A 13,063-nucleotide genomic window follows, 5' to 3' on the forward strand; every position below is an offset into this window, starting at 1 on the left:
CTTGTACGCAGTTATTACCTTATAATCAGGTGGGCTGATGTTAGAAGGAAGGTTATCCAACGAAAAGAACTGCAATGCCTGTACTTCATCACTGTCACCTTGAAGATCGCCCTGGTATTCGTTGCAGATATATGCGGCTATAACGTTGTACGCTTCATCACCATGTGGGTATTTATAATAAAAATCATTACCAGAAAAAATGTTAAAAAAGGTTAAATGCACAGCTGTCAGACCTGTTTCCTCCTGCAGCTCCCGCTTCGCAACATCCTCCAGTGTCTCACCAAGCTCCATGGAACCACCAGCTAATCCCCAGCAATTATTATCTTTTCTTAGTTGCAGCAATAGCCTCTCGTTCTCATCAATTAACAAAACACTAGCACCTGCTATGATAAGCGGCCTAGAGCCTACCAGCTTTCTTAAATCCATTATGTATCCCATTGACACCCACCTCTTCCAGATAGTTCTCTACTGCTTTATTATCCGGTAAAACAATAAAACTATCATTATATGTACGTATCATTTTCATTATTTCTGATTTATCTTTTTCAAAAAGCTTATTCCACATGAACATTTTCCGGAATACTTTTAGAGATGGAATATAATTAGCTTTTTCTCTACCCAGCTTCTGTAAAATAAACCTCCGTATGATTCTGTATTTCCTGATAGAATAATTGGTATCTAAAAAGAGGATAACATCAGCTTGCTTAATGCTGTGCAGTACCCAGTCGAAACTGTGAACACCTTCCACGATCCACTCGTCCTGGCATAGATATCGGAAAAGTAATCATCTCTTTCCTGTGGAGTTCTCTTGACATCATGTACATCTGCATCCTCACGTCTTTTCCAAACCACATTGTCCAGTTCATAACAGACTATACTTAGCTTATTTGATAACTTTCTTGCAAAAGTTGTTTTGCCACTTCCAACCGAACCTATAATATGTATCTTTCTTGTCTGCATATAATCACAACCTATTTTTCAAAACTCCACTATAAATGGATGTTTCGCTTCATTTAAACAGTCTTTAATTCTCTCACCGAAGTTTTTCCAGGTTACCATCTCCATAGCATCTTCAACAGAAAAGTAACCAACCTCCAGGCTTTCACTACTAGTCGTTAGTTGACCGCCAATCGGTTTTGCCAAGAAAAGCGTGTTACAAATACTTTTGGAAACATTCTGGTATATTCCACAATATTTAACGATCTCAACATCAATTCCTGACTCTTCTTTCGTTTCTCTAATAGCCGCATCACTTAGAGACTCGCCCTCTTCAACTTGTCCACCCGGCATTTCCCAGCCCCTGCGCGGACCTTTAATAAGAAGTAGCTTTCCCTCCTCGTTTATAACTATTGTCGCTGCAGATACGATATGCTTTGGTACACTCATCCTCATTCCACCCTTGATTATATTAATTATAGAATGTCATATGCTTCTTTTCCTTTTTGTAATAGTTCAGCCGGTCTTCTAATGATCCGGTGTGAAACTCAAATTTATGCCCATCTGGATCTGTAAAATAGATTGATTGATTGTCTTGCCTTGCACGCTCTCTTCCATACAGAATATTCACGCCCAACTTTTTAAGACGTTCACAAGCCTCATCAAATTCACTTTCATCAATACTGAATGCAGTATGTGTATAGGATTCCTTTATCTCATCTCGCGGAATATCTTTTTCTAAATTAAGCGCAAGCCACAACCCATTTAAATCAAAGTAAGCTGTCGTGTTTCCTTTGACTAGTAGCTTAGCTTTAAAAACATTACGATAAAAATCAATTGATCTTTCCAAGTCCGAAACGGAAAACAAAAGATGATTTAGTCCATTAATTTGCAAGTAAACACCCCATTGTTAACTTAAACTGCCTAAATAATTCTTCGCCATCAAGTACGCACTCACCGTAAAAAGCTGTGTGATTTTTTTCTCTTGAATAAGGCTATCCAAGCTATTAAAATCGAACAGCTTAACATTAACTTCCTCGTTAGCATCAAGGTCCTGTTCGGAAGCTTTAAAAGCATCTACAATTAGAAAACTTATTACTTTATTATCTTGAGTAGCTGGATTAACCATAAATTCACCTAACAAAATCGGTTCTGTAGCGGAAATAAATCCAGTTTCTTCCTAAACTTCCCGAGTTATAGCCTCTTCACAAGTCTCGCTTTCTTCCATTTTTCCAGCGCTGGAACTTCAAGAAAAAAACCCTTACCTGCATGGCGATATTGCTCAACTAACACTATCTTATATCACAACTACATTAACCCATTCTGCATATTCATTAACATAGTAATCTTCTATAAAATTGCCATTAGGAAGTTCACAGCTGTCTTTCCTCAAATTTCCAAATGGCGTTTTGTATATATATTTTGTCCGTTTTGTTTTCCACTTTTTCAAACCGATCCCTCCATCAGGGAGCTACCACTTCCACTTTTATTCTATCCGGATCCTCAAAATAAACAGCATAATAATCATTGCCACCCGCAAAAGGATGCTGATCTGGATACAAAATGGTTTCGCCTTTTTCTTTTAATTGAATCGTTAGCCTGTCCACATGTTCACGTGATTCCGCGTGAAATGCCAGATGGTTCAATCCAACTCTACACCTGTGATACGGCTCGTCCAAAAACCGATCCTCAGTCTGTACAAATACAATATAGGTATCGCCAAGTTTAAAACTTCTGCCCGCATCCCATTCCTGATAAGCGTGATAACCTAGATCTGCTAATAGCCATCCCCAGAAACGAACGCTACGTTCCAAGTCAGATACATATAGCTCCACATGGTGAATCATTCCTTTAGTCATTCATACACCTCCAAGATTACTCTATAATCAACATGTCATTTTCATCAAATTTCCACATATCTCCGAATGCCACTTCCCAATGATAACCATCAGGATCTGCAAAATAACCGCTGTACCCACCCCAGAAAACACGTTCAGGTGGTTTAACAATTGTTGCGCCTGCTTGTTTAGCTTTTTCCATTACTTCATCAACCTCTTCGGCGGATTTTGCATTGTAGGCAAGTGAAATACCTGAAAATCCTCCTCGGGCAGGCGGCTCTTCTTCGTTAATATCCTTCGCTAATTCTTCTAAAGGATATAAAGCTAGCTTAGTACCAGCATTTTGAAAAAATACAACATCCGGACTTTCTTTCTTCTCTGAAGTTTCAAAGCCCAACCCATCCCTGTAAAATTTTAATGACTTTCCAATATCGTTAACTCCAAGGGTTATAAGATTTATTCTGTTCATTTTGGTCTCTCCTTTTTAGTTTTAATTTTAATCATCCTCATTTGAAGCTAATACTGTTTAAATTATCCAAAGGTACACCCGTCTCAATATAACTTCTTACTAATTTCCATTCCATACCGCTTGTATTTTTAAAAGTGTCAAAGAATAGATTTGCAGTCTTCATCTGTTCTCCTTCTACTGTTAAAGTAGCAGATAGAATGGCCAGCATTTCATTTTCTTTTACTTGAATTAACCCAATATCCTGCAAGTGCCATTCAGCATTCTTATCGCTGAAATGATCAAAAGCCTGTGTCCAGCCATCGATGGATTCTTCATAACCAAAATCTACTATTGAACCTTCTCTTATCTCCCTAGCCTGGTAATCTTTATCTACAAATCTTTCCAATTGTTCTATTGAAAAGCTTTCCCAAGCGTTTTTAAAATTTTCATATTCAGTTTGAAAGCTAGACATCTTAAAACTCCTTATGTATAAAGGCTGCACCATCAATCGATGCAGCCTCTAATAGATTAACTCTTATAACTTGCAGGAAAACTACTTCTATTAAAGGTGAGGTAAACAGCCGCTCCGGCTAATAATACTCCTGCCAGAAGAAATACGACTCGCACACCAAAGAACTCAGCTATGGCACCTATCATTAGTGATGACAATCCAAACGTCAAGGAAATCAGGGCACTCTGGGCACCGTATAACTTCGGCAGTTCTTCTGCTGTTGTTTCTTTTTGCAAATACGTTTCGTAGGTTATCGATTTTATTTGTTCCACAACGCCAATTAGAACGGACAGAATCAGAGCCATCCAAGCAATTGAATTAAGGCCAAATAAAAAGGTGATTATACTAACCCCAAACGAAGTAATTATCATTATTTTTTTCAAATGGCGTACAACAACAATGGAATACTTTGAACAAAAAATTCCACCGATAATTAAACCTACAAAAAAAGTAGTATTCATATAGCCCCACCATGCTTCCGATTTATGCAGGACCTCAGTAACGAAAACATAAATGATAGCTGCGATCCACACTACGTTTGCTACTGTTTCAACAAAGATGACAATGTGGATACTACGAAACAGCGGCGAATGCCAAATAATTTCCCAGCCTTCCTTTAATACCTTACCTAATTTATCTTTCGAATCCCTTCTATGAAATGGGGTTTGATCAATTACTAGACTCATCATAATGGAAGATACAAAAAACAATCCAAACGTAATCCAAATTACAGGCTGCCCACCAATCAATGCAACCAGGATTCCTCCTAGTGCCCAGCCACCAAGTTGAATGGTTTGGTCTACAACAGACACAAAACTATTTGCTTTCACAATCTCCTGTTTTTCTATTAGTCTCGGCAGCATGGCTCTTGTCGCTGGCATCGCCCACCCATCTAAAAAGGCAATCAACAGGATAAGGACGAAAATGATTCCTATTGGTGCATGTGGACTGAATGCTACCCATAATGCCAAACACAATAATAAAAACGTTTTTCCAATCTGTGACCGAACTAAAACGGTTGTTAATTTATAGTGATTAAATAATACTGGTGAAACGAATCCACTCAGGAAACGCCCAAACGTGCTGATAAATGGCAGCAATGCTAGATAAAACACTGACTCAGATGCCGAATACAGGATTGAGATAAGGCCTACGATGTAGAACACATCGCCAAAATTGGCAGATGCCTGACCTATCCATAAGAAACGAAACGATTTACTTTTCATTTTTACTACCCCTTTTTATCATTCTTTAATTAGATGAAAAAAGGTAGTTTTACATTCGTCTGATCCCTCGCTTATTTATTTGTACGCTTCATAAAGATACTTTTCTGTTTAATTTTTTTACAAAAAAACTGTTGTACATGGAATTCTTTAATGAGATAGCAAAAATGAAAGTATGTTAATGTTAATCATATTTTATACCATAAAAATCCAATTGTGAAGCAATTTTCTGAATGCTTATTTACTTAATTTCAATCTGACAAATTTACGCTTCCCAACCTGCAATACAAGATTGTTTTGAATGGTCACCTGCAGGTTAGGATCATCAACCTTTTTTTGATTCAAGCGAATACCTCCATTTTTGATCATACGACGCACTTCGCTTTTAGACGGAAGGAGGTTTAATTCACTGATTAAATCCAGAATGCCTATCGTTGCTTCTTTTTCCCATACGACTTCTGGAATTTCATCTGGCATTTGATTTCTCTGAAAAACAGTTAGAAAATATTCCTTGCTCTCCTCAGCAGTTTTCGTGTCATACAACATTTCCACAAAAGCGTATGCTAAGCGGATTTTTGCATCACGGGGATGAAGGCTTTCCTCTTTGAGTTGGTCCTTTATTTCAGCGACTTCTTCAATTGAGAGGTTGGATGCTAATTCGAAATACTTACCAATCAATTCATCGCGGATTGACATGGTCTTTCCAAAGATGTCATTAGGCTTCTCATCGATTCCAATATAGTTTTTCTTCGACTTGGACATCTTTTCTACTCCGTCCAGCCCTTCCAACAATGGCAGCAAAATCACAACCTGCTTTTCTTTCCCAAATTGCTCTTGAATCTGGCGGCCAAACAACACATTAAACTCCTGATCTGTCCCGCCCAGTTCGACGTCAGACTCAAGCTGTAGTGAATCATAACCCTGCATAACCGGGTAGAAAAACTCGTGAAGGTAAATGGGCTTGCTTTCTTTGTAACGATTATTAAAATCATTCCGTTCAAGCATCCGTGCAACTGTTACATTGCTTGCTAATTGAAGAACCTCTGCAAAATCAATCTTTGACAGCCATTTAGAATTATAGTGAAGCTCCACCGCTTCCGTATCAATAATTTTCCCAAACTGCTCAAAATAAGTCTGGGCATTGTAGCGCACTTGTTCATCGGTTAGAGCTACCCTGGCAGTCGCCTTACCACTTGGGTCACCTATCTTCCCAGTAAAGTCACCGATAATGAGTTGTATTGTGTGACCTAATTCCTGGAACTGCTTTAATTTGTTTAATACAACCGTATGACCAATGTGTATATCTGGCGCTGTTGGGTCTAACCCAAGCTTCACCTTTAGCGGTTGGTTCTTTTTAATGGACTTCGCAATCTTTTGCTTAAATTCATGGTCAGGTATAATGCCGGATACCCCATAAGCTAAAATTTCGTACTGACGTTCAAGCTCCTTAAGTTGCTCATCGTTTAACTGTTCGATGTAATTCATTCGTGTTTCCTCCTTTTTAAAATAAGGCTCTTTTCGTTAGATTTGTTGCTCTTTAATCATCGCAGTTGATTAAAATTGCGGCGTAGTGAAAACTTTTTCAACGCCGCCGTTCCGGCAGAATACTTCGCTTTCCACGGGCACGGCCTCAGTCTCCTCAGAAGCAAAGAACGCTTCTTCCGGGGTCTTCGGACTCGTGCTGTTCCCGTAGGAGTCTTCGTATTCTGCCTTCACTAAGAAAAGTGCGCATGACCCCTATGTTTGACTGGGACTCCTTCACCCTTGAGAAGAAAGCTATCTAAGCTGCGGAAAAATGCGAGACTCCAGTGGGAAAGGAACAGTCTGAAGACCCCGCAGTGAGCGGTTTTTGCTCCGAGGAGGCTGAAGCGTTCCCCACGGAAAGCGAGTGTTTTTCCGTAGCGCTGGATCAGCACCAATCTTATAAATGGTGGTAGAAAATCAATCCAGTTGTTACATCGTATTTTATCGATTTTGTGTAACAAACAACAATCTTTTAGAAAACAGCCTAAAATACAAAAAGACACATCCCAATCAAGGGACGTGTCTATCACGCGTTACCACCCAAGTTGAAGGCCGAAGCCTCCCGCTTAATAAGATATCGGATTTACCGTCTTAAACTAATCACCACATGGCTTTCATAAAAGAAGCTCTAGAATGTATTCATGTAGATTCCTGTATCGATTCACAGCACCCATCGACTTTCTGTAACAACGAGATCTACACTACTTATTTCCGTCAACACTAATTACTATTAAAGTTAGAAATATAGTACGGCTTTTTCGGTGGAATGTCAATATGGTGATGACGATTTGTGAACTTCAGCCAAACTCATGTGAACTTGAGCAGCTTTCGTGTGAACTTCAGCCAAACAGCCAAATTTCGGCTTCTAGCCTGCCGAATCCACCCGGGCTGCGATCAATGCAAACTACAAGTCAGCCGCGATTATGATAGCGAGTAAGCCCTAAGGCGGATACATGAAAATTGTAAATAATCTATACTATTAGGTAATGACAGTTTTTGGGAGGAATTATAATGGAGAAGATAATTAGTGAGAATTGGAGCCTTGATTCCCTTTATGCAGGTGGGAAGGAATCAAGCGAATTAAATGGATTGATATCCCAGTTAAAGCAGGATATGAAAGGGCTACAGGAAACAGTTCAAACGTTTGATCAACTTGACTCACAGCAGGACTGGGTTAATCTTTTTCAAAAGGTACAGGAGTTTAAAAGTGCCTCTTTTGAGCTCGATGAGTTTATGATTTGTCTTTACGCTGTGAATGTTGATGATCCCGACGTTGCTAAATTAATTGATGAAAGCGCAAAACTAAAAGCTGATTTCGAATCGCTGAAAATCGACTTAGATGAATTGTTGGTTAGACTTTCAGAAACCGAGTGGGAAGATTTACTGCAGCATGAGGAAGTTAAAAAGTATCAATTTTACTTAGAAGAGCGTAAGCAAAGTATGGACGACAAATTACCGATTGAAATGGAAAAGATGATAAACGAGCTTTCCATCAATGGGTTTATTGGCTGGGAAGACTATTATGAACAAATGATGGGTGAATTGCGCTTCCCTGTTGAGAAAGATGGTAAAACAGAAGAAATGTCGGTTGGGCAAGCGTTAAGCTATGCTATGTTTTCAAGTGATCGATCTGTGCGGCAAAAAACAGCACGTACAATTGTCTCGATTTGTGAAGAAAAAGCAGAATCATTTGCCACTGTCTTAAACCGGATCAATGGTTTTAGGCTTGATGTCTATAAACAACGTGGCTGGACCAATATTTTAAAAGAAGCAATGGAGCAGAATAGAATTAACGAACAAACTGTCCAAACAATGGTATCAGCGATTAAGGAAAATAAGGAAATCGCGAATACGTTTTTAAAGCGCAAAGCAGAAGTTATGAATCTCGAAAAGTTAGCCTGGTATGATAGGGACACTCCGAGTTTCACTTCTGATAAGAAAGTTTCCTATAGTGAAGCAGCAGACATTATTATTACCCAGTTCCATAAGTTCAGTGAGAAGCTTGGTAGGTTTGCAGAAAGGGCATTTCACGAAGGATGGATTGAAGCAGAGGATAGAAAAGGCAAAATGCATGGTGGGTTCTGTGCCTATATGCCACTGAAAAAAGAAAGTCGGATATTTTTAACGTTTACAGGCAGCTATCAAGACGTTGTGACAATTGCGCACGAACTTGGTCATGCCTATCACAATTATATTTTGCAAGATGAACCAGCTTTCTCTCAGGAAGTAAGCACGAGTGTTGCAGAAACCGCTTCTACCTTTGCTGAAAATTTGGTACTAGACGCTGCTATTGAACATGCATCCAGTGAACAAGATAAGTTGTCCTTACTGGAGATGAAAATTTTAAATGGATTAAAGTATCAGGTTACCGTACCAGCTATGTTTGAATTTGAACAAAAGTTATATGAACACAGAAAACAAGGGCCGCTTACTGCAAATGAGATTTCAGACCTAATGGAAAGCACGGCAAAGGATCTTTATGGAGATGTTTTGGGTGAAAATAACAAGTATTTGTGGATGACAATCCCCCACTTCTATCACACAGATCTAGCATTCTATAACATACCATATACAATAGGGTATTTGTTTAGTAATGGAATCTATGCCCTGGCTAAGGAACAAGGCGATCAATTCCCTGAACAATATGATGCATTATTGCGTAACTCAGGTAGAATGACGGTTGAACAATTAGCAGACCACTACCTAAACAAGGATATTGGTGAGAAGGAATTTTGGGAAGCTTCCCTTCAACCAACTATTGACGCGATTAAAGAATATATGGAGTTGACGGAGAAGATGGTTAGAAGAAGCTAAAATATTCTCTAATATAATTACAAAAGAACCTACAAGTCAATTGTAGGTCCTTTTTTGTTTGTTCAGGTGATATTCCTTACACTATTCAATCGGCTCTATCCACCACAGTTAGCTCTCCTGTTTCAGGAGAAATCACAAGTCCGTGAACAGGTGTGTTAGGTGGTAAAAACGGGTGGTTACGGATCATGTCGACACTGTGCTGTACGTTGTCTTCCACATCATCAAAGCCTTGCAACCATTTTTCCACATCGATACCTGAATATTTTAGAGCATCAAGGGTGGACTGGTCCATTCCTGTTTGCAATGCTTTGTCGATAACAGATTCTGATTTCAGACCGATCATGCCACATCCGTAATGGCCGATTACCGCTACCTCTTTAGCTTTTAATTCATAGAGTGCAACCATAATACTTCTCATTATGCTTCCAAAAGGATGGGAAACAACCGCACCAGCGTTTTTGATGATTTTGGCATCCCCGTTCTCAAGGTTCATTGCTTTGGGGAGCATCTCCAATAGACGTGTATCCATGCAAGTAAGAATAACAATTTTCTTTTCTGGGAATTTTGTTGTTACATATTGTTCATAGTCTTTATTTTTTACAAACTGTTTATTATAGTCCAGTATCGATTCCATGACAGACATGTGCTGCACTCCTTTTCCATTTGTTGTATCTAGTATTAGTTTATTGTTTCTTCTTTAGACTTCAATGTTTCATTAAGAAAAATCTTTCCTGGATTTAAAATGTTATCTGGGTCAAGTGCTTTCTTAATCATCTGCATAACTGGTAACGCATTTCCATGTTCCTGTGCCTGGTATTTTCGCTTACCTATGCCAACGCCGTGCTCCCCCGTACATGAACCGCCTCTTTCAAGTGCATATTCCACGATATGGCGATTAAATAGATCCACTTTTTTCATTTCTTCAGGATTATCAGGATCAACCATAAGGGCCGTGTGATAATTGCCATCCCCGACATGACCAACAATACCACCTATTAAATTATACTTCTTTAATGCGGATCTCGCTGACTCTATGGCTCCTGGCAGCTCAGAAAGTGGTAAACAGACATCAGTTGACATATGTTTTCTCCCCGGATACCCATGCATATATGCATAGGCAACATTATGGCGGGCATCCCACAGTTTGTTACGTGCCTGTGTGTCTTTTTCAAAATCAAATGCTACGGTACCTAAGTCAGCTAATATTTCTTTCGTAAACTCAATGTCCTGCATTAAACCGCCTTCATTACCATGAAACTCAATAAACAATGTTGGCTTTTCATCATAATCAGTGTCACTGAATATATTTACTTGTTTCATAGAAATTTCATCAACCAGTTCAATTCTCGCAACCTGAATTCCAGCTGACAAGATACTAACCACTGCTTCAACCGCTTCTCCAACCGTATGAAAAGAAGCGCGCCCCGCCACTGTCATCTCAGGGATTCCATAGACACGTAAGGTCAATTCCGTGAAGCAGCCAAGCGTCCCTTCAGAACCAGTAAACAGTCCGTTTAAATTATAACCTGATGAAGACTTTGCAGCCATGGTTCCCGTGTTCATAATCGTTCCATCGGCCAGTACTACTTCCAGATTCCTGACCTGATCCCGCATAATCCCATACTTGACCGCTGTGGTCCCACTTGCGTTGGTGGCTACCATCCCGCCTAACGTTGCATCCGCACCAGGGTCAACGGAAAAAAATAACCCATGCTTTTTCAATTCCTGATTGAGTTTTGACCGGGTGACTCCAGGCTGTACCTTGACCAGGAAGTCATTCGGCATCACTTCAATAATGTTATCCATGTATGAAAAATCTAGTGATATCCCGCCATCAGTGGGAATAACATGACCTTCTAAACTGGTACCTAAACCGAACGGTACAATGGGTATTTTATGTTTACTTGCTATTTTCATAATTTGACTTACTTCTTCTGCATTTAGCGGGTAAACAACTAGATCTGGTAATCTTGGTGTGTGATAGGATTCGTCTTTACTATGCTGATCCAGGATAGTTTCATTTGTTGAGATTCTGTCTTCAGGTATAAATGCTGCTAACTCTGTAAAGTAACTCATTTATCTCCCCCGCTCTCTAATTATAATCTTACTGACATTTCTTACTAACTAGTGAATTCGGCTATCAGACAATTCTATCATTTTTTAGAGGTATTATCACGCTTTATGAAGCTGGTACTAATTTTCATACTACGTTCCTACTACAAATTATTTAAAGTCTGTTAGTGTTTACAACCAATTTACAAACTTTTCAAAACTTACTACTATTCTACCATTTAAATCTATATATCTATCAACTATCATAATAAGTGAAACGGTAACCAAATTTCAAGGAGGATGTACATGAGAAAAAGGATTTGGGTCATCGCAACAATTAGCGTGTTAATCATTGGAAGTGTTATTGGAATTAACAGCACTGATACAAATGCTGAGAGTAATAACAAAAAGCATAATAAAGGTAAAGTTAAAAACGTGATTGTCCTGATCGGTGATGGAATGGGTCCTGCTTATACTACAGCATACCGTTACATGAAAGATAATCCATCAACACCACAAATGGAAGATACAATTTTTGACGAGCACTTAGTTGGTATGGCAAAAACATATCCTGAAGACATAGAAGAAAATGTTACAGACTCAGCAGCTGCAGCAACTTCCATGGCTGCTGGCATTAAAACATATAATGGTGCAATCTCAGTAGACAACGACAAAGAATCAGTAGAAACAATACTTGAGGTTGCAAAAGAAAACGGCAAGGCTACTGGACTTGTAGCCACCTCGCAAATTAACCATGCAACTCCGGCCGCATTTGGAGCGCATGATGTATCACGTCATAATTACAATGATATAGCTGACGACTATTTCGACGACGTGATCAACGGTGAACACAAAGTGGATGTTTTACTTGGTGGTGGAACGAAATACTTTGATCGCGAAGACAGAAACCTGATAAACGAATTTAAAGCAGATGATTATAATTATGTGAACACAACTGAGGAAATGCTAGAAAACGAGAATGATCAATTACTTGGTTTATTTGCCCCAGTGGGTATGCCAAAAGCTATTGACCGGGAAGAGTCAACACCCTCGCTCGATGAAATGACTACTGCAGCATTAGAAAAATTAAGTAAAGATAATGATGGATTTTTCTTAATGGTCGAAGGCAGCCAAATTGATTGGGCAGGACATGCAAACGATTCTGTTGGCGCTATGAGTGAAATGGAAGATTTTGCGAGAGCGTTTGAAACTGTAATTAAATTTGCTAAAGAAAATGAGCACACACAAGTCGTGCTAACAGCTGACCACTCTACTGGCGGATTCTCTATTGGCCGTGATGGAGTTTATAACTTCAATCCTGAAGCGATAAAAGCAGCTAAGCGCACACCAGAATTTATGGCACAGGAAATTATCGACGGAAATACTGTTGAATCTGTATTAAGTAAATATGTAACGTTTGATTTCACGGAAGAAGAGCTTACAGCTGTAAAAGAAGCGGCTAGTCAAGAGGATTTTGATACATTATACAGCACCATATCGGAAGTATTCAATGATCGAGCAGGAGTCGGGTTTACTACTAGCGGGCACACAGGTGTAGATGTTCCAGTTTACGCATACGGACCAAAAAATGATGTATTTTCAGGATTAATAGAAAATACAGATATAGCAGAAGAGATTTTTGGATTTTTAAAGTAAACTTTAGAAAACCTTGATTGCACTAAAGCAATAAAGAAAGCGAATGGCCAATATGGCTATT

Annotated in this window: 16 protein-coding genes and 1 other annotated feature; of the genes, 2 read left to right on the forward strand and 14 right to left on the reverse strand. The window is 39.1% G+C overall.

Features of this window, described 5'->3' with window-relative positions; translation table 11 throughout:
* The 12 genes from ACOI1D_RS07455 to tyrS form a co-directional block, all read right to left on the reverse strand.
* The coding region (locus ACOI1D_RS07455) for an NUDIX hydrolase (RefSeq protein WP_422500521.1) at positions 1-438 on the reverse strand (438 nt) is incomplete at its 3' end.
* Positions 398-571, reverse strand: a complete 174-nt coding sequence (locus ACOI1D_RS07460; RefSeq protein WP_422500523.1) for a hypothetical protein — start codon at positions 569-571, stop codon at positions 398-400. The genes ACOI1D_RS07455 and ACOI1D_RS07460, both read right to left, overlap by 41 nt.
* Positions 572-678: 107 nt before the next feature.
* Positions 679-960 carry a hypothetical protein gene (locus tag ACOI1D_RS07465; protein ID WP_422500525.1) on the reverse strand — a complete coding sequence of 94 codons (282 nt, stop codon included), beginning with the start codon at positions 958-960 and terminating at the stop codon, positions 679-681.
* A gap of 18 nt (positions 961-978) precedes the next feature.
* Positions 979-1,386, reverse strand: a complete 408-nt coding sequence (locus tag ACOI1D_RS07470; RefSeq protein ID WP_422500527.1) for an NUDIX hydrolase — start codon at positions 1,384-1,386, stop codon at positions 979-981.
* A gap of 22 nt (positions 1,387-1,408) precedes the next feature.
* Entirely contained in the window at positions 1,409-1,831 is a 423-nt protein-coding gene (gene fosB / locus ACOI1D_RS07475; protein WP_422500529.1) for a metallothiol transferase FosB, read from the reverse strand.
* A gap of 15 nt (positions 1,832-1,846) precedes the next feature.
* Positions 1,847-2,080: a hypothetical protein gene (locus ACOI1D_RS07480; protein WP_422500531.1), complete on the reverse strand. Its 234-nt coding sequence runs from the start codon at positions 2,078-2,080 to the stop codon at positions 1,847-1,849.
* A gap of 153 nt (positions 2,081-2,233) precedes the next feature.
* Complete coding sequence (locus ACOI1D_RS07485; RefSeq protein ID WP_422500533.1) at positions 2,234-2,386, reverse strand: hypothetical protein; 153 nt, start codon at positions 2,384-2,386, stop codon at positions 2,234-2,236.
* A 13-nt stretch (positions 2,387-2,399) separates the two neighbouring features.
* Positions 2,400-2,795 carry a VOC family protein gene (locus ACOI1D_RS07490; protein ID WP_422500535.1) on the reverse strand — a complete coding sequence of 132 codons (396 nt, stop codon included), beginning with the start codon at positions 2,793-2,795 and terminating at the stop codon, positions 2,400-2,402.
* A 16-nt stretch (positions 2,796-2,811) separates the two neighbouring features.
* Positions 2,812-3,243 carry a VOC family protein gene (locus ACOI1D_RS07495; protein ID WP_422500537.1) on the reverse strand — a complete coding sequence of 144 codons (432 nt, stop codon included), beginning with the start codon at positions 3,241-3,243 and terminating at the stop codon, positions 2,812-2,814.
* Positions 3,244-3,280: 37 nt separating this feature from the next.
* Entirely contained in the window at positions 3,281-3,694 is a 414-nt protein-coding gene (locus tag ACOI1D_RS07500; protein WP_422500539.1) for a flavoprotein, read from the reverse strand.
* 56 nt (positions 3,695-3,750) lie between these two features.
* Positions 3,751-4,959 (reverse strand): MFS transporter, encoded by a 1,209-nt coding sequence (locus ACOI1D_RS07505; RefSeq protein ID WP_422500541.1) that lies wholly within the window; start codon positions 4,957-4,959, stop codon positions 3,751-3,753.
* 234 nt (positions 4,960-5,193) lie between these two features.
* Complete coding sequence (gene tyrS / locus ACOI1D_RS07510) at positions 5,194-6,441, reverse strand: tyrosine--tRNA ligase (protein WP_422500543.1); 1,248 nt, start codon at positions 6,439-6,441, stop codon at positions 5,194-5,196.
* A gap of 549 nt (positions 6,442-6,990) precedes the next feature.
* Positions 6,991-7,207 (reverse strand) — a binding site (T-box leader).
* 284 nt (positions 7,208-7,491) lie between these two features.
* Between tyrS and ACOI1D_RS07515 the strand changes: the two genes are divergently transcribed.
* Positions 7,492-9,294 (forward strand): M3 family oligoendopeptidase, encoded by a 1,803-nt coding sequence (locus ACOI1D_RS07515; protein WP_422500545.1) that lies wholly within the window; start codon positions 7,492-7,494, stop codon positions 9,292-9,294.
* 85 nt (positions 9,295-9,379) lie between these two features.
* Here the strand turns inward: ACOI1D_RS07515 and ACOI1D_RS07520 are convergent, their stop codons facing one another.
* Complete coding sequence (locus ACOI1D_RS07520; RefSeq protein WP_422500547.1) at positions 9,380-9,937, reverse strand: beta-class carbonic anhydrase; 558 nt, start codon at positions 9,935-9,937, stop codon at positions 9,380-9,382.
* A gap of 35 nt (positions 9,938-9,972) precedes the next feature.
* Entirely contained in the window at positions 9,973-11,370 is a 1,398-nt protein-coding gene (locus tag ACOI1D_RS07525; RefSeq protein ID WP_422500549.1) for an FAD-binding oxidoreductase, read from the reverse strand.
* A gap of 276 nt (positions 11,371-11,646) precedes the next feature.
* Between ACOI1D_RS07525 and ACOI1D_RS07530 the strand changes: the two genes are divergently transcribed.
* Positions 11,647-13,002, forward strand: coding sequence for an alkaline phosphatase (locus ACOI1D_RS07530; protein ID WP_422500551.1), 1,356 nt, complete (start codon positions 11,647-11,649; stop codon positions 13,000-13,002).
* Positions 13,003-13,063: the final 61 nt, after the last annotated feature.

This window comes from Virgibacillus sp. DJP39 (assembly GCF_049310925.1).
In the GTDB taxonomy this organism is placed as follows: Bacteria; Bacillota; Bacilli; order Bacillales; family Amphibacillaceae; genus Virgibacillus_F.